14 protein-coding genes are annotated in these 16,470 nt (G+C 61.9%); 4 read left to right on the top strand and 10 right to left on the bottom strand.

Annotation, left to right across the window (positions count from 1 at the left end; translation table 11 throughout):
* Positions 1–5 precede the first annotated feature (5 nt).
* Both NKI85_RS11595 and NKI85_RS11590 read right to left on the bottom strand, forming a co-directional pair.
* A complete protein-coding gene (locus tag NKI85_RS11595) occupies positions 6–1,361 on the bottom strand; it encodes an ABC transporter substrate-binding protein (protein WP_352524696.1) in 1,356 nt (451 codons plus the stop codon).
* 73 nt (positions 1,362–1,434) lie between these two features.
* Positions 1,435–2,439: a LacI family DNA-binding transcriptional regulator gene (locus NKI85_RS11590; protein WP_352524498.1), complete on the bottom strand. Its 1,005-nt coding sequence runs from the start codon at positions 2,437–2,439 to the stop codon at positions 1,435–1,437.
* Positions 2,440–3,347: 908 nt separating this feature from the next.
* Between NKI85_RS11590 and NKI85_RS11585 the strand changes: the two genes are divergently transcribed.
* Positions 3,348–3,797 carry a hypothetical protein gene (locus NKI85_RS11585; protein ID WP_352524500.1) on the top strand — a complete coding sequence of 150 codons (450 nt, stop codon included), beginning with the start codon at positions 3,348–3,350 and terminating at the stop codon, positions 3,795–3,797.
* A gap of 39 nt (positions 3,798–3,836) precedes the next feature.
* Here NKI85_RS11585 and NKI85_RS11580 read toward each other — a convergent pair whose 3' ends face one another.
* From NKI85_RS11580 to NKI85_RS11570, 3 genes are all read right to left on the bottom strand, one after another.
* On the bottom strand, positions 3,837–4,511 hold the full coding sequence (locus NKI85_RS11580; RefSeq protein ID WP_352524501.1) for a LuxR C-terminal-related transcriptional regulator: 675 nt from the start codon (positions 4,509–4,511) through the stop codon (positions 3,837–3,839).
* On the bottom strand, positions 4,508–5,860 hold the full coding sequence (locus NKI85_RS11575; protein ID WP_352524697.1) for a sensor histidine kinase: 1,353 nt from the start codon (positions 5,858–5,860) through the stop codon (positions 4,508–4,510). The genes NKI85_RS11580 and NKI85_RS11575 overlap by 4 nt, the downstream gene beginning before the upstream one ends.
* Positions 5,861–6,097: 237 nt before the next feature.
* A complete protein-coding gene (locus NKI85_RS11570; protein ID WP_352524503.1) occupies positions 6,098–7,612 on the bottom strand; it encodes a S10 family peptidase in 1,515 nt (504 codons plus the stop codon).
* A 269-nt stretch (positions 7,613–7,881) separates the two neighbouring features.
* Here NKI85_RS11570 and NKI85_RS11565 point away from each other — a divergent pair, with 269 nt between their 5' ends.
* Positions 7,882–8,385, top strand: a complete 504-nt coding sequence (locus NKI85_RS11565; protein WP_352524504.1) for a hypothetical protein — start codon at positions 7,882–7,884, stop codon at positions 8,383–8,385.
* A 96-nt stretch (positions 8,386–8,481) separates the two neighbouring features.
* Here the strand turns inward: NKI85_RS11565 and NKI85_RS11560 are convergent, their stop codons facing one another.
* Both NKI85_RS11560 and oiaX read right to left on the bottom strand, forming a co-directional pair.
* Positions 8,482–9,816, bottom strand: coding sequence for a four-carbon acid sugar kinase family protein (locus tag NKI85_RS11560; protein ID WP_352524505.1), 1,335 nt, complete (start codon positions 9,814–9,816; stop codon positions 8,482–8,484).
* A 4-nt stretch (positions 9,817–9,820) separates the two neighbouring features.
* Entirely contained in the window at positions 9,821–11,071 is a 1,251-nt protein-coding gene (gene oiaX / locus NKI85_RS11555; protein ID WP_352776755.1) for a 3-oxo-isoapionate-4-phosphate decarboxylase OiaX, read from the bottom strand.
* Between the two features lie 184 nt (positions 11,072–11,255).
* On the opposite strand from oiaX, the gene NKI85_RS11550 reads away from it, so the two are divergent.
* Entirely contained in the window at positions 11,256–11,969 is a 714-nt protein-coding gene (locus NKI85_RS11550; RefSeq protein ID WP_352524507.1) for a transcriptional regulator NanR, read from the top strand.
* A gap of 70 nt (positions 11,970–12,039) precedes the next feature.
* Here the strand turns inward: NKI85_RS11550 and NKI85_RS11545 are convergent, their stop codons facing one another.
* On the bottom strand, positions 12,040–12,261 hold the full coding sequence (locus NKI85_RS11545) for a hypothetical protein (protein ID WP_352524509.1): 222 nt from the start codon (positions 12,259–12,261) through the stop codon (positions 12,040–12,042).
* Here NKI85_RS11545 and NKI85_RS11540 point away from each other — a divergent pair.
* Positions 12,245–13,453 (top strand): GlxA family transcriptional regulator, encoded by a 1,209-nt coding sequence (locus tag NKI85_RS11540; protein ID WP_352524510.1) that lies wholly within the window; start codon positions 12,245–12,247, stop codon positions 13,451–13,453. The genes NKI85_RS11545 and NKI85_RS11540 overlap by 17 nt on opposite strands.
* 78 nt (positions 13,454–13,531) lie before the next feature.
* On the opposite strand, the gene apnL is transcribed toward NKI85_RS11540, so the two are convergent.
* Positions 13,532–15,439: a D-apionate lactonase gene (gene apnL, locus NKI85_RS11535; RefSeq protein ID WP_352776754.1), complete on the bottom strand. Its 1,908-nt coding sequence runs from the start codon at positions 15,437–15,439 to the stop codon at positions 13,532–13,534.
* Complete coding sequence (locus NKI85_RS11530; RefSeq protein ID WP_352524513.1) at positions 15,436–16,470, bottom strand: Gfo/Idh/MocA family protein; 1,035 nt, start codon at positions 16,468–16,470, stop codon at positions 15,436–15,438. The genes apnL and NKI85_RS11530 overlap by 4 nt, the downstream gene beginning before the upstream one ends.

The following is a 16,470-nucleotide window of genomic DNA, read 5'->3' as shown; positions in this document are numbered from 1 at the left end:
GCGGCCTAAAGAATCGGCGCGCCGGAATAGGACGCGAGGAACGCGTCGAGTTGCTGACTGGCCGCCGTCGCCGCCTGCTGGGCATCGACCCCGCCAAGCTGTGCCGACTGGATGGCATCGGAGATGATCTTGTAGGCTTCAGGCGGAATCCGCGGTTCGGCACGCGTTCCCGGGTGGATCTCCTTGGCGAAGGTGCCAAACTTACCCGTGCTGAAGACATCGGCGCCGGCCTTCAGCGCGCTGTTTCGCGGCGGCATGTCGCTCTTGGCGACCGTGCACCAGTTGACGACACGGTCGACCGAGGCCTGATCCATCGAGGCCAGCGCCCAGGCGCAGAACTGGGCGGAAGCATCCGGGTTCTTGCCCCCGGCATTGGCGACGAAAGCCCAGCCGCCGCCGACGGTGACGTATTTGCCATTGGCCGGCGTCGGCAATTTGAAGATGCCGTAGGGCACATCCTTGGCGTTGTTGTCCATCGCCGAAATGCCCCAGATGCCGCAGTTCTGCATGGCGCACAGCCCCGCCCCGAGATTGGCGACGATGTCGAAACCGCCGCCGACCACCTGACGGGGCGCCACGCCGGTATTGATGGCATCCTGCCAGAGCTTCAGCGCCTGGACGGTGGCCGGCGAATCGAAGGCGCTCTTACCGTCCTTGCCCTGGAATTCGCCGCCGCCCTGCCACAGGAACGGATACCAGGTGAAGTTCTGATAGTAGCCGGGCGTCGTTTCGAACAGCACGCCATAGCGGTTGGGCGTCGTCAGCTTCTTGGCAACCGCCAACAGCTCGTCCCAAGTCTTCGGCACGTCGTTCTCGTTGAGCTTTGCTTCCTCGAACGCTTTGATCGAATAGTAGAAGGCCATCGGCTCGACCTCCATCGGCACCCCGTAGATCTTGCCGTCGACCATGCGGTTGGCGATGACGCTTTCCGGAAAATCGGCCTTGGCGGCGTCCTCGATATGCGGCGTCAGGTCGGCCAGCACGCCGCCATTGTAATAACGCAGGAAATCGCCGGGACTGATGAGGAAGATGTCCGGCCCCTCGCCCGACGCGAAGGCCGTCGCCAGCTTGGAGCCGGAGATGTATTCGCTGTTGACGACATATTCGAGATCAACCTTCTGGTCGTGACCGTCGTTCCAGTCGGCCACCAGCTTCTGGAACCACTGGACCTGCGGTTTCACGTCTCCGCCAGGCGCATAGAACTGCCAGAATTTCAACGGCGCTTCCTGGGCGCGCACGGCCATCCTGTTGATGAACGGGAAGCCTGTGAGGCCGGCGGCGGCGAAAGTGGCGCCGCCCTGGATCAGCCGACGGCGGTTGAGGCCGGCTGACAGCCGGTTGCGGGTCGTTTTGTCAGTCATCATTTCCTCCCTTTGGTGTTCTTCGGTCGAACGTTGGCGAAGGGACCTCCGTTCCCTCTGCCGGCATTTGGCGTCATGCGCTGTCGGATGGGCTCAACGCGCATGGGATCACTTCGGTGCGTGGCGCGCCCTCGACTTTGCCGCCCAGGCGTTCGAGCAGCATTTCCGTGGCGCGCTTGGCGAGCATTGTCGGGCTGTTGCCGACACGGGTCAGCTTCGGCCTGACATATTCGAGCTGAGGCAGGTCATCGAAGACCGCGACGGCCATGTCCTGAGGGATATTGACCCCATGGTCATAGAATTCAGTCAGCGCACCAGAGGCCATCAGATAGTTGGCGAAGAACATCGCCGACGGCAGGTTTCCGCCGTGCTTCTCCAGGAGCCAAGTGACCGCCTCCCGTCCTGACGGGGCAAGATAGCTTCCCTCGAACCGCAGATCGGCGGCGATTGGCGCGCCATTGTCGGCGAGCCCTTTTTCGAAGCCGGCGGCGCGCGCCATCGCCTCCTTGAAAAAGGATGGCCCGGTGACATGGGCGACGCGACGGTGGCCCCTCTTCGCCAGATACTCGCCCATCAGATAGCCGCCGCCGAAATCATCCAGCTGGACGCTGTCGACAGCATGGTTGGGGAGATGGCCGATGAAGACGGCGGGCAGATCGAGCCCGAGCAGTTCGCTGTGCATGCCATGCAGCGCGAAGTCGGCGACAATGACGCCGTCGACCCGCTTGCGCCCGATCTGGCGCAAATACTCGCGCCCGTGAACCTGTGAATGTCCGCCCGGCACGTCGGTGTTGAAGATCAGCATGTCGAGGCCGACCACTTCGAGCGTCGACTGCGCCGTTTTCACCAGCTCCGGATAGAACGGGTTGCGGATGTCCGGGATCAGCATCGCGACGATGTTGGTGCGGCCGGTGCGCAGGCTTTGCGCCTGTGGGTTCGGCGTGTAGCCGAGTTCGTCGATCGCCGCTTGTACGCGTTCACGCAGCGATTTCGACACCCGGTCGGCATGATTGATGACATGCGACACTGTCGTGCGCGATACGCCCGCTCGCGTGGCAACTTTGGAAATCGTGCTCATTAATGACAGGTTATGAGCACATGAATGCATTTGCAAATCGATTTTTAGGGTGGGCCTCGCAAAAAGGAGCCGTCAGGCGGATAGGCTGCACAATGACCAATAGAAAAAGGCCGGACTGTTAAGCCCGGCCAAGCGTGAAGGTCTATAACCTCCAGAGGGGAACGCGCCGGACGCAATGGGAGGAGACATCCGACGCAACTCGCATATGGGTCTGTACTGGTGACGTTTCAACGATATGGCAGTGGACCAACATCGCTGCTGCCATAGAGCCAGGAACGCAAAGCATTCGAAGGGACCGGTGGATCGCAGCCGCCCGGTGGATACAAAGGCCGCCGAACGCAGGGCTGGGTCCATTGCTCCTGGTATAGGACTTCAGTCTGTAGGCCTGTCGACCAAGGACCTGCACAGCCAAACTTTGGTCCGAGGCTGCTATCGCAAAAGCCCCAAATGCGAGAGTTTCAGGAACCGAGCTCCGATGACCCCGTTGCGATGCCGACTGTTACAGGAGGCCGCTATGGACCCGAGCGTTCACCAGGCGCGTTGGTTGCTTTTTCCGTTATTTGGCCTGTGTTTCGGGATCGCGGCCATTGGATTTATTGTTGGCTGACGGTGGGAAGTCGGCGCTATCGCCGAGACGCAACCAAAGGAAGGCAAAAGACTTGCGCAGTAAATAGTCCCTTCCTGCGCTAGCGAGACCCACCAGTTACCATCGTGGGACTGGTGGGTCTTGACGTCCCGGATGCAAACCATTGTTTTAGGCATGACACGAATGCGAACAGGAGGCAGTACGACATAGCCGTACGGTTAAGGGGATTTCCAATATGCGACTGGCAACTTCATCGATGACGACCCGGAGACGAAGGACCGGATCTTCACGAGGACGTCGTGTCGGCATTTCTGCAATCCCGTTGACCTTCATTCTCGTCGTGAGCCCCTATCGCATCGTGTTCGATGGACCGTCGCCGACGCTCGGCCCGCAAACTGCCTGTGCCAAAGATGGTGGGAACGGAAATGGCAACGGGAACGGGAACGGCAATTCCGGCAATCCGGGTGGAAACTCCGGCAATTCAAACTCGAATAGCAATGCGGGCAAGGGCAAAGCAAAGTCGCAGGAGGACAATCCCCCTGATCTGGCCCCTGTGGCAAACCCCGACAGCAAGCCAAAACTCTTCATCAACGCGACCACAGGAGACCGGGTCGAGGTGCGTGGGCCGAGCGTCGGCGTGGTGCATTCGAACGGCCTCAGCGAACGCATCGACAGCGGCCAATATGAAATGCGGGATGCCAAAGGCCGCACCATCATTCGGCGCCTGGCGACGCGTTCTGACCGGGACAGGTTGCTCGAAATGATCGATTGACGGCCAGTTCACATAGCCGTGCCGTGCGGCAATTTTGGCTCAAGCATGATCGCGAACAGACGGATGCCGGCGCTCAGTCGCGTCGCGCAAGGTCATCGCGGCTTCGGTCCTGTTGCTGACGTTGAGCTTGGCCAGGATTCGCGTCATGTGGTGCTTTATCGTTTTCTCATGCAGGTTCAGCCGAAGCCCGATCCGCTTGTTGCTCAGTCCCGCAGCAACCAGCGTCAGGATCTCCCTTTCGCGGCTGGTGAGTTCGGCAAGTCCGTCAGCTTTCGCCGGCTCATTTGATAGAGCCGAGAGATCGGCCAACAGGCGCGCCGACAATTGTGGACAGACATATCGTTCGCCCGACGCTACCGTGCGCAGGATCGCAGCCAACGTCCTCGACCCGACCCCTTTCAGAACATAGCCCCTTGCCCCGCTCTGCAACGCCGTCATTACGTGCTGGTTTTCTTCCGAAACGGTCAGCATCACGATTTTCAGTGCCGGATGCCGCTCCAGGGCCGGTCCGATCACGCCAAGGCCACCCCCAGGCACCGAGATGTCCATCAGCAGAATGTCGGGCTGCCGGTCTTCGACTATCCGCAAGGCATCGTCTCTGCTGTCTCCTTCGCCGACGATCTCGAACCCGCCGATCTGATCGAGCGTGCGAACAACGCCTTCCCTGAATAGCGGGTGATCGTCGACGATAGCGAGCTTGATGGCTGCGGTCATGTCTGCCCCATTTCAATGATGTTGAGGGCCATTCTTACGACTGTGCCACTTTGTGAGGAAGTCACGGTAAACTGGCCCCCTAGGCTTTCCACCCGCTCGCGCAGCCCAACGAGCCCCAGCCTCTCGGGACGCACGATTTGCGGGTCAAAGCCGGGGCCGGCGTCGGACACTTCGATACAAACGCGCTCGCCGTCGAAATGTTTCTCGACCGACTGACCTTCACCTCCGGCATGGCGAAATCCGTTGTTCAGCCCCTCCTGGACGAAGCGGAAGATGCAGATCTTGGCCGCCGGCGACAATGTCGCATGGCCGCCGGTCATCGATAGCGCCACTTTGGCTCCGGTTCGTTCTTCGTGCGCCTGCACGGCAAGCTCGAGAATTTCGGCCAATTCTGCATGCTCGATATGCGGCAGGACAAGGCCCTTGCTGATGCTCCTGATCTCGCGCATGGCATCGTCCAGATGTGCTTTGATGGTTAGCAATTCCTGTGCACGTTCGGCTGGCGGCGTCGCGGGATCGGCAATGACGGGGCTGTCGATTCCCAGCGCCGCGAGAGCAACCAGTTGCGCGGGCCCGTCGTGCAAATCCGCACCGATGCGCCTGAGATAGCGTTCGTTGAGTGCGGTGGCGCGCTGCGAGGCACGCTGCACCCGCAGCCTCAACAGTCTGTTTTGAGCAAGCAGATCGGAGAGTTCGGCAATGCGCTGCTTCAACGAGCGGCTCTGCGAGCTAATCGTGCGGCTGCCGCGGAACACGATTGCCGAGAGCCCAAGGAAGAAAGCCGCTGTGACGGCGGCAACGTCCAGCCAGGTTCGAATGAGTGCCTGATGCAGGTTTCTTTCGAAATCAGTGGCGACCTCGTAGAATTCCGAAACGGCCACCACTTCCCCCGACCATGGCTGAAGCACCGGGTTGTAGATCTCGAGGAGATGCAGGCCGCTGGCTCTTTCGGCCTGGCTATCCGGATCGTCGAGCTTGTCGAATTCCGAAACCATTTGGCCTGCGAATGCCGCCCGGAGATTGTCGCTGGGTTCAAAGCGCTTGCCGATCAATGTCTTGTCGGTCGAATACAGGATGGTTCCGTCGCGACGCCAGAGCTTGAAGGATTCGAGCCTTGTGCCGAGTGCGCCTTGCCCCAGCGTTTCATCGAGCGCATGGGCAACGCTCTCATCTAAGACTTCGCTCTTGCGCATATCCGGAAGCAGTGGCGCGATGACGCTGTCCACGTAAAGAGCAGTAGCGGAAGCCGAATTCTGCGTGACCACGGCTTCTATGTGGCTCGTGACGGAAATCCCCACCACCACCATGGCCGACAGGGAGAATAGACCGCCCGCGAGCAGGAATTGCATTGCCAGCGACAGCGCATTCCAGCGGTCGACAAGGCTTGTCAGCCTGTGTGGCTTGGTGTTCCGAATGGCCCGCTCGGCAGCACGCCGCGCCAGTGGCGCGATTCTGGAGAGCCGGCTAATCCGTTGTCGAACGTCGCTGAAAGACGCCATCCTGGATCTGTAACCGATCAATCGCGAAGGAACTAGGGCTTGCGGACCGGACGAAAAGCGCATCCGGCGTTTTTTGCACAGACCGCCTCATTGCGTCGTCCGATAAAGTTCGGACGCGGCCTGCTTCAGCGCTGCCCGGCCATCTGGCCTCAGATACATCATATGCCCGCCTTCCAGCACCTCGCTGCGAATGGGCTTTGCGCCGGCAAGCGAAGGAATTTGACCAAGCAGGTAGCGCGAGGTCATGTAGGGCGTCACCAGGTCGCTGTAGCCGTTGACGATCAGCACACCAAGGCTGGGGTTCAGTGCCCGCGCCTGTTGCAGGTCGTCCATGACGCCGGCATAGCCCTGACGCGTCGGGCTCGTTCCGTAGTCCCAATTGCCGCTGATTTCGTGGTTGAGAAGCCGGTAGCTGATATCGGTGCGGAAGTTCAACTCGTCGCGCACATAGCCGACAAAGGCGGAGGTGAGCGCCGGCACGCTTCGGTCGAGCACCGGATCTGGACCGTCGACTCCCAGGCTCTCTGGCGCCACGTCCGCCGTCTCGATGGTACCGTCATAGGCGCTGAGAACATTGCCTTTTGCCCGTGCAAACTCCTTGGCGAAGAGCCCTATGGGAATGCGTGCAAAGTGGCGCTGGACAAGATCGAGCGGCAGACCGGTGACTGTGGCGACGCGCTGGCTCGCCAGGTGTCCACCTTGCTCCAACCCGCCGGCAAGCGCCGCCAGATAGTCACCGAGCGCATAGCGTTCGACTTCCGCCAGCCGCTCCTGCAGAGCCGGGCCGGAAACGCCTTCGCTGTGCAGGCGCACCGCCGCCAGCGACGGCAGCTCAAGCGCCCAGTGGAGCGGCTGGAACTCATCGGGGCGCACCAGCGTGAATTCGAGTGCCGGCGAGATCAGCACGACGCCGCTCGGGCTGATGCCGGTGTCTTCCTGAAGCTTCCTGGCGAGCAATGCCGCCCGAAAGCCGCCATAGCTTTCGCCGGCAAGAAACACCGGCGATGCCGTGCGGTTCGTCTGCGCCAGATAGAGCCGGATGAACGCGCCTATCGAGGCGGCGTCCTGACTGACGCCCCAGAAGCTGTGTGCTTCCGTGCCGGGCGCTTCGCGGCTGTAACCGGTTCCGACAGGGTCGACAAAGACCAGGTCGGTCATGTCGAGCCAAGTGTCGGGGTTATCGAACAGCCTCTGTGGCGGCGGCAGGAAACTTCCATCGGCCGCCGTCGCCAGGACCCGCGGACCGAGTGCGCCGAGATGCAGATAGGCGGAGGCCGCTCCCGGACCGCCATTGAACACGAAGGTGATCGAGCGCCGCGGATCCGGTCCCGTTTCTTTTCCGGGGTGCAGGGCATAGGCGACGTAGAAAATCTCGGCGGTGATATCGCCTGTGCCGGACGGCAATGACAACGTGCCGGCTTTGGCCTCGTAATCGAGCGTGCGTCCGGCAATGACGATCGAATGATCGGAAGTCTGCGGCGGCGGCAGGAGCGAGAGAACCCCGCCCGCAGGCGGCCGCTGGGCCGTCTCGGCATGACCGGACCCAGCGCCGGCGACCAACAGCAGAAGAGCGAGGGCGATTTCTTGCAGCTTGATAGGCATGACGTCTCCGGAGCAACTGGCTGGAAACTAGCACACCGTCGGCCGAACCAAAGTCACAGCACCGTGCGCCAGTACATCTGACAAAAGGGGTCGGGGGTGGGAAAGCCCAGGCGGAAGATAGGGCGCGAGGGTCACGGCGGCAGCGTCAACCCCTTGCAGCAGATACGCGGTGGCATAGCGTGCCAACGACTTCGTGAATTTCTGCCGGTTGACTCGATTGGCTCACTTCCTAGGTTGGCATTGGGGCTCCCGTGCAATCCGAAGTTGGTATGACATCTTTCCACATCCGAAAGCTTGCCCTTCTCGTTCTATCGGCAAGCGCCGCCATCCTGTCCTCCTGCGTCATGCCGGACGACACGTCGAGCAGTGCGAAGGAAGACGCCACGGCGGCGGCCGCCCGCAAGGAGATGGTCGGCCTCAGCGAAGCGGACGTTCGAATGTGCGCCGGCTTTCCGACCGCCACCGCCGATGTTGGCAGATCCGGCCAGATCTGGACCTATCAGCGCGTCGTTCAACGCGGCAATCTCAACATTGTGGTTCCGACCGTGGCCATTGGCCCCGTCCCGGCGCTCGGAGGTTCCGTCAACGTCGCCCCCGGCGGCTATTGCAACACGCAAATTCGAATGATTGACGGCCATGTTGCCGAGATCGCCTACGCCGGCGACAACAACCTGCCGAACAACCGCGATGCGCTCTGTGTCAGCACGGTGGACGCCTGCGTCGCCTATGCCCGTCAGCGCCATCCAGTCAGGGCGATGGCCCGTACGAGGTGACCCGGATCAAGCACGCCGCTGCTGGTTGCTTTGCCGGCTAATGGATTTTGCCGAGCTCCGATTTGAGGACCAAACGACTTACCTAGATCCATGCTCTCAACCGCCGACCCCATCGCGAATAGCGCAGAAATAGCGGTCGGTTCCGACCTGCCCACCTTTGAGGGCAATTTCCAGCCCGTCAATCGCCTTTATGCGCGAATGCGCGAGACAAAGCGGCGAGCCCGGCGATGCCGGTAGCGGCATTCGCACCGTCAGCGCATCGACGCCCATCTGGCCAAGTGCATGGCTCGACGTGTCGCCGCCGGCGATAACCACGCGCTGCAGTCTCTGCTCGAGCGTCAGTTCGCGGAGAAGCTCGCCAAGGCCGCGGCCAAGCTTATGGCGGGCGCCTTCCCAGAGATCGATTTCAGCACCGCGGTCGGCCGCGGGTCCGAGCGCGGTGTAGAGGATGACGCTGCGCCCGGCTGCCAGACTGGAGCGGCCGGTTGCAACCGCGCGCGCAATAGCGTCGTCGGAAGCCTCAGAAACCAGTTCGACCGGGTCGAGCTCGATCCCGTCGAAGCCATCGGCCAGAGCATGCCGGATCTGTCGTTCCGTCGTCGGCGAGCAGCTCCCCGAGACCACGGCGATCCTGTCGGCAGCGCCCGGCGGCGAAAACGCGGGGTTGGCATCCACGATCCGGTTCGATGCCCATTCAGCCAGCAAGGCATATTCGATGCCCGAAGAGCCGACGACGAAATAACCGCCCGGCTTGCGAGCGCGCCATATCTCCTTGCCGGCAAGCGCCTGGGTTTCCAGGCTGTCGACATCGACAAGCACGATGTCTGTGCCATTCTCCACAAGCCGGTCGAATGCTTCGGACCGCGACGCCGCTTGCAGCGTCGCCAGGTCGACCAGCCCAGAGGCGAGGTCTGTCTGACGCGACAGATGGATCAGCAGATCGGACTCATCCATCGGCGTGGTCGGATGACGGCTCATCACGGGATGGCGATCGATACGGAAATATTTGTCGCGATAGGCCGCGAACAGATGGCCGAATGCGGTGTAGCGCTTGAGCTGCGGCGCGCCGACGACCAGCGGCACGCTATCTTGCCGGAAAACCGAGCGGCCGATCTCGATCGCCCTGCCGATGCTGCCGATCGCCGGGCTGGAATCGAAGGTCGAGCAGACCTTATAGTGGCAGATCTCGGCGGTAAGGGTTTTCAGCCAGGCGAAGGCGTTGCGCAGATGCGTGTCCATCCACTGCGGCGTCTCGCTTCTGCTGGTGCCGGCCAGCCCGATGGCGCGGCAATGCGCAAACTGCGAAAGCAGCGCCTCGTCGGGCTGGCGCATGAACAGCACGGTCGGCACCCCGCCGAGCTCGAGCGCCTCCATCACGTCGGTCGAGCCGGTGAGGTCGTCGCCATAATAGCTCAGAAGCAGGCTCTGCATGGCGTCAGGCCGCCTTGCCGTCGCCGAACTTCTCGATCGACTGCGCCAGCTCGACATGGCTCAAGGCATAATCCGCCAACGGAATGTCTTGGACCGCCGCCTGCCAGGCTTGCTGCACGGCGCGGACGCCGGCGCCCGGCCCGTCCGGGTGGCTGACGATGCCGCCGCCGCAGAGATAGAGAAGATCGACCGTCAGGCCGGTCCGCTGGAAGGTTTCAGGCGCTTGCCCGCCCCACTGGCCGGAGCCGGCGACCGGCAATGCGCAATCGGCCGGCGAAAAGATCGGCGTGGTCACCGCCTTGAACGATTCGACGAAGGACCAGTCCGGTTCCCAGTATTTCGAGGCGATGCCGTTGATCTGGAACTGGTCGACGCCGAGCAGCCGCCAGAACTGCTGCCAGACCTTGAAATCCATGCCGAGGCCGGGATGGCGGGTGAGAATGTCCCAGCCATTGCGGTGGGCGTGGAGCACCAGCTTCGAGCGTTTTCTTAGAAAGGCCATGCCGCCGAAGCCCACGGAATTGATGTTGACCACCGCGCAATTGCCGCCGGCCTTTACCACCAGATCGTGGTTGCGCATCATCTCGTCGGGATCGGCATGTGAGATGCCGAAGGCATACATGACCTTCTTGCCGGTCTTCTGCTCCTGGTCGAGGATCAGCGGCATGATTGCCTTCACCCGCTCCGACAGCGGCGAATAGGCCGGGCTCATCAGCTTCTCGTCGTCCTTGATGAAATCGACGCCGGCGGCAATCAGCTCTTCCACCATTGCGGCCGTCTCGTGCGGGCGGAGCCCCAGCGCCGGCTTGACGATGGTCCCGATAATCGGACGATCGGTGACACCGGTCAGCCTGCGGCTGCCCGTGACGCCGAATTGCGGGCCTGGATGCGCGCTGCGGTACTCCTCGGGTAGCTTCATGTCGACGACACGGATGCCGGACAGGCCCTTGATCGAAAAGGTGCCGCCGATGGCGATGGTCATCAGCGCCGACAGGTCGGTGCCGATGGCGTCCTGCGGAAAGCCAATGTCGACGTCGGCGCGTTTGAACGGGCCATTGCTTGCTTCTGGAAGTGACGGCCGGTCCGCGTCCGGCAGATGCCGTATCGCTAGGACGCGCGCCGCGACCCTGGCCTTGAGCTCTTCGGTCTCGCCGGCCAGCGCGACGAAGGTTCCGGTCGACTGGTCGCTTGCGATCTTGGCCGCCAGCGCCTCGATATTGCCTGGCGTTTCGATGCGATAAGTAAGAACAATCATATTCGCGCGGCCTGCCGGGGTGAGTTCGAAAAAGGTTCCTTGGCCCTCGAAATCTGGTATAATGAGTACATAAGCATTGCAAGCCCTATCCGGCCTGGCAGGTAAGGGCGAGGGGGCGACAGGCGTACCGGAATTCGCGGCGGAAATGCTAGATAGAGGCCGGTCATAGGAGTGATTCGCGACGATGAACCGTTCGGAGCCGATCGTCCGGCGCAAGCTTTCCGACGAAGTATTCTTGAGACTGAAGCGCCTGATCACCAGCGGCGAATTGCTGCCGGGCGACGACATGCCGTCGGAGCGCGAATTGATGGAGCGCTTCGAGGTCGGCAGGCCGGCCATCCGCGAGGCGATGCAGGCGTTGAGCAATATGGGGCTGGTCGCGATCTCGCATGGCGAGCGGGCCAAGGTGCTGCAGCTGACCGCCAAGTCGATCATCAAGCAGGTCGACGGCGCGGCCAAGATCATCCTGTCGTCATCGAAGGACACGCTGGAGCACCTCAAGAACGCGCGTATCTTCTTCGAGCGCGGCATGGTCAAGGAAGCCGCTGAAAAGGCCACCGCCGAGGATGTGCAGCGGCTGCGGGCAACCGTCGCCGAGCAGCGCAGCTTTCGCGGCGACTCGGAAGCCTTCATATCCGCCGACATGAAGTTCCACACCCAGATCGCGGCAATATCCGGCAACCCGATCTATGTCGCGGTCAGCGAGGCAATGCTTGGCTGGCTAAAGGAGTACCACACCGAAATGCTGATCTGGACCGGCAAGGAAAAGTTCACGCTGACCGAGCACGAAGAGATCATCGGACGCATCGAAGCCAAGGATGCGGATGGCGCCGAGAAGGCGATGATCAAGCACCTCGAACGCTCGCGTGCGCTTTACGTGATGAATTCCGGCAACTGAAAAAGAAGCGCAGTCCCGACCGGCTTAGCGGCCGGGACCCTGTTCATCGGTTTTTCTGACTGACCAAAGATTAGGATGCAGCTTCGGGGCAAGCGGCAACATCCCGAGGCAACACCGTATTCCGCTGCTTCAGCGTCAGCGCAAGAACCGCCCCGAGGAGAGCCGCCGCCGCCGCGAACCAACCGGCGACGCGCAGCCCGTTGACGACATCCGGTGCGACGCCGGCCTGCCCGCCCAAACCGACCCCACCCAAACCGACTTTGGCCACCGCAAGAATGGCGGCGAGACCCAATGCAGCGCCGATCTGCAGGGAGGTCGACGCCAGCGCCCCACGAACAAGGCGTCGGCGCCACTCCGGAAGCGGCAGCTACGAACAGCGTCGTAAAGGCGATGCCGCCGTCAGCAAGCCCGTATACGGCCATCCTGGAGGCGCCGCGCTTTTTCTGGAATTGGCAATTTTGACAAAGACTATGCTAGACTTGCCATCCGACGAGAACGACACCGGGAGTACCGCAATGGCTGTCAGGAGCCTCCACGTTGTGATCTGGCTGCCGTCGAATTTCTATTCGGCCGTCGTCTCCACGCTCGTGGAAATGTTTCAGCTTGTGAATGACGTCTGCCGTTCACAGGTTCTTTCATGTGAGTTCGTTTCAAGGGGCGCGCCGTCAACATCAAGCACCGGAATTTCCTTCCCGACAAAGGCTCAACCATCCCGAAAAATGGATGTCCTGATTCTCATTGCGATGCCGGGTGTCGAGATTCCGGAGCTTCTGCGCTCGCTCGACGAGGAGAGTGAACATTCAAAACCGCTAATAGCGCTCGCGCAGCAGCAGGACGCAATCATCGCCGCACATTGCGGCGCATGTTATCTGCTCGCCAATTCGGGATTATTGGACGGCAAACGCGCGACGATATCCTGGTGGCTGAAAACCGAGGCAAGCCGCCGGTTTCCGCAAGTGCGATGGGACTCTTCCCGCCTGATCATTCGCCAGGACCGCCTTTACACATGCGGAGGCGGGTTTTCCGGACTCGAACTCGCCAGGGCTTTGCTGATCGATCTGGGCTTCTCAAAGGAGGAGCGGATCATTCGAAAACTTCTAGTTCTTCCTCCGCCGCGCAAATTCCAGAGTCCCTACGAATTTCCTCTCGACGAAATTTCGAACGAGGCCAGCCCATTCGAGAACAAGCTGCGCGAGCTCTCGAAAGACAAGATGCCAGAAATCGATTTGAAATTTCTCGCAACCGAATTGGCGATGTCTTCGCGAACCCTGTCTCGCAGATTTTTCGACGAGCTCCAGACAACGCCGGGAAAATGGATCCAGGAAAGGCGGCTGGAGTTGGCAAAATCGATGCTTGAGGAAACGAAACTGAGCGTTTCAGAAATTTGCTATCGGGTGGGATATCAGGACGTCGCTTCGTTCAGCCGTCTTTTTTCCAAGACCACTGGAATGGCACCAGGCGAGTTTCGAAAGCAAATCCGGTGACAAGTCGGCAGCGGAAGTGCTGCGGCTACGGGCAACCGCTGCGGAACTGCGGCGACTCATGAACCCTGGCAAATGACTTCAGCCGATCCGGACGATTGCGTAGGGCGTCATCGCAAGACGGTCGCGGCCCGACGTGTCTCGCTGAATCTGGCGTGACATTCGTCCATCCCAGAGCTTCAGAGGACCCTGATCGGAGCCGAGCCCGGAAACATCGACCGGAACGTCATCAGGGGTAAGGTTCGCCAGCCAGATGATGATCTTGCCTGTCTGGGAGCGGCCGGCCACTGCCAGCACCCGCGTCTCATCGGTCGTTGTCGCCGCCACATGCGCATGGCCGGCCAACTCGCAAAGTCCTTTCACCGCGTGGAAAATCAGCCGAGCTGTACCTTCCTCGACCGGTTCACCCGACGAGGCCAACACGCCGAACGGCCCGGTGAAGCTGCAGAGCGTGAGCATTTCGAGCCCCGCCGGAGCGACGCTGGCGGCGTAGCCGATCGTCCATGCGGCTCCGAACAGCCCGGCATGGCGAGGATCGCGGTCGGCCATGGCGATGCGCTGACTGTCGGGATTGGCCTTGGTCGCACCGCCATAGGGATTCTGGCGCATGGCAATGGTCGACGGCCCGATCCGATAGGGTTTTGGCCCGAAGATCGCCCTCACCGAGGCTGTGATGAAAGGCAGCGCCTCCAGCGATTGCATGACGCTGAGATCGTCGGCGGCGTGCACGATCGGGCATGTACAGTGGGTGACGAAATCGAGGAGGTCCGCAGGAACGCGCTTGCGGTTGAGCTCGGTGAAATAGCTGACCATGCCGCCGCCGAGGCGGATGTCGGGAAAGGCACGCCGCGCCGCGGCATAAACGTCTTCGAGCGGCGGGCATTGCGGCCATGCGCTGCCCGGCGGCGTCGACTGCCGGTCGACCGAGGGCGAGACGGCAATGGCCGAGAGCTTGAGACCGGCCTTGCGCACCCCGTCGGCGGCGCCTGAGAGCTCGGCGTCGAGATCGCCATCGCAGGCAATGACACATTCGAGCGTTGTCCGGACCGGATAGGCGGCGGCGAGCTGGGCGTAAGCCCTCAAGGCGTCGAGCCCATGGCCACGCGTCGGGTCGTAGTGGAACATCAATTGCTGCGGACCAAGCTCGGACAGCATCGGCAGCTTGCCCAGCGCGGCCTCGACCTCATCCGGATAGATGATCACGCCGATATCCGGCAGCGCCGGTCCGGCTTGGCCGAGCGTGACGCGAATTGGTTCGGCGGTTGCCGCAGCAGCTGGCACTTTCCCGCGACCCTCTATCCGCAAGCTGATGGTCTGGCGGAAGGTCTTGCCGGCAGGCAGCACATAGGGCCATGGCAGCGCGAGCGGCCGGACATAGGTCTTGTACGACGCATCCGACCAGTTGCGCTGGTCCTCCATCTCGAACGTGTCGCCTTCCGTCCGGCATTCGGCGGTGACGCCCGGCCGGACCTCATGGGTGATCGCCCGTAAAGCCTTGAAAGGTTGCCAGGGATCGATCAGCTCCGGAAGCCGCGTCGCGACCACACTGCCGTCGGTATGCTCGATCGTGACCGGGCTGCCGGCCAGGCCGGCTATCGGATGCAGAATGCAGAAGCCACAGCGATTGGTTTCGAAATCGCTGTCGGGAAGAGCGCTCACGTCGAAGACCAACTGGCCATCGGCGGAGCCCTTGATGGTCGCGCGGAAGCCAAGCCGGCTGCCGTCCGGTGCTTGGCAACTTGCCGAATAGCTGACGGAAAAAGCCTCGGCATCCTGCTCGATGGTAAGGTCGGCCAGTGTCGGCTCGTAGGTGCCCCAGTCGCGATCCCTGACGATGTAGGCGATGGCGCGCAGAACTTCGGTGCCGCCATGCCGAATGGTGCGCAGATTGCCGTTGACGAAGTCCGCCGTCAGCGCGCCGGCGCGCAGCCTGACCGGTTCGGCTTCAACGGCACGTGTGCCATAGAGGAGGAAGGCGTCGGCTGTCATTTCAGCAAGGCGTCGAGTTGCACCGGCTCCCGGCTTGCGGCGCCGGCATACGCCGCCTCTACCAGCGCCAATGTCTTGAGATTGTCCGCGCCCGAGGTCGCGGGCTCGGTTCCGTTGGTCAAGCAATCGACCCAATGCCGCTGGATTGCGACGACGCTTTCCTGGATGTTGTGCCATGGTCGCGATGCCCAGGCCAGCAGCGGTGGCGAGACGTCGCTGACGACTGTCCCGCTCCTGCCGGTGACGGCGAGCTGGTAGCCTTGCGCCAGCCGGATCGTGCCATCGCTGCCGTCGATCTCGATCAGCGTCTCCGGAAACGGCTCTGTCGCGAGCTTGCTCGCGTAGCTGCAGTCGACCACGGAGGTCGCGCCGCTCGCATGGTCCATCAGCATCGTCGCGACGTCCTCACCGGCGATATTGGGATTGATGCGCGCCGTTCGCGCAGTGACCGTCGAGACGTCGCCCAGCAGAAAGCGGGCGATGTCGAGGATGTGGATGCCGAGATCCTCGATGATGAAGCGCCTTCCGGTCGCCAGATAGGGCTGGCCCGAAAACACGTCATAGGCAGAGCGGAACGAAATCCGTCCGAAGAAGGGCGTGCCGATTTCGCCGCTGTCGAGCACGGCGCGCACCGCCTGGATCGGCGACTGCCAACGAAAATTCTCATGCACCATCAACGGCACGCCGGCGTCGGCGCATGCCTTCACCATCGCCTTGGCGTCGGCAAGCGTCGGCGCGAACGGTTTTTGGCAGATTACCGGCACGCCGTGCTGCGCCGCCATCTCCACGAGCGTTCTGTGGCTTGGTGCGGTGGTGGCGATGTCGACGAAATCCAGCCTTTCGCCGGCAAACAAAGCAGCCGCGTCGGTATAGCGCCGCGCGACCCCGAACTGGTCGCCGACGATCCGCAGCCGGTCCGGATCGCGGTCGCAGATGGCGGCGATCGAGGCTCCCTCTATGTCGCCCCAGGCATGCATCTGATTGACGGCGAAGAAGCCGCAGCCGATCAGCGCTCCACGCAGCTCCGCCAC

Source organism: Mesorhizobium sp. M0571 (genome assembly GCF_040320985.1).
Classification (GTDB): Bacteria; Pseudomonadota; Alphaproteobacteria; order Rhizobiales; family Rhizobiaceae; genus Mesorhizobium.
The sequence above is the reverse complement of the archived record's forward strand: the minus strand, read 5'-3'. Positions and strand labels throughout refer to the sequence as shown.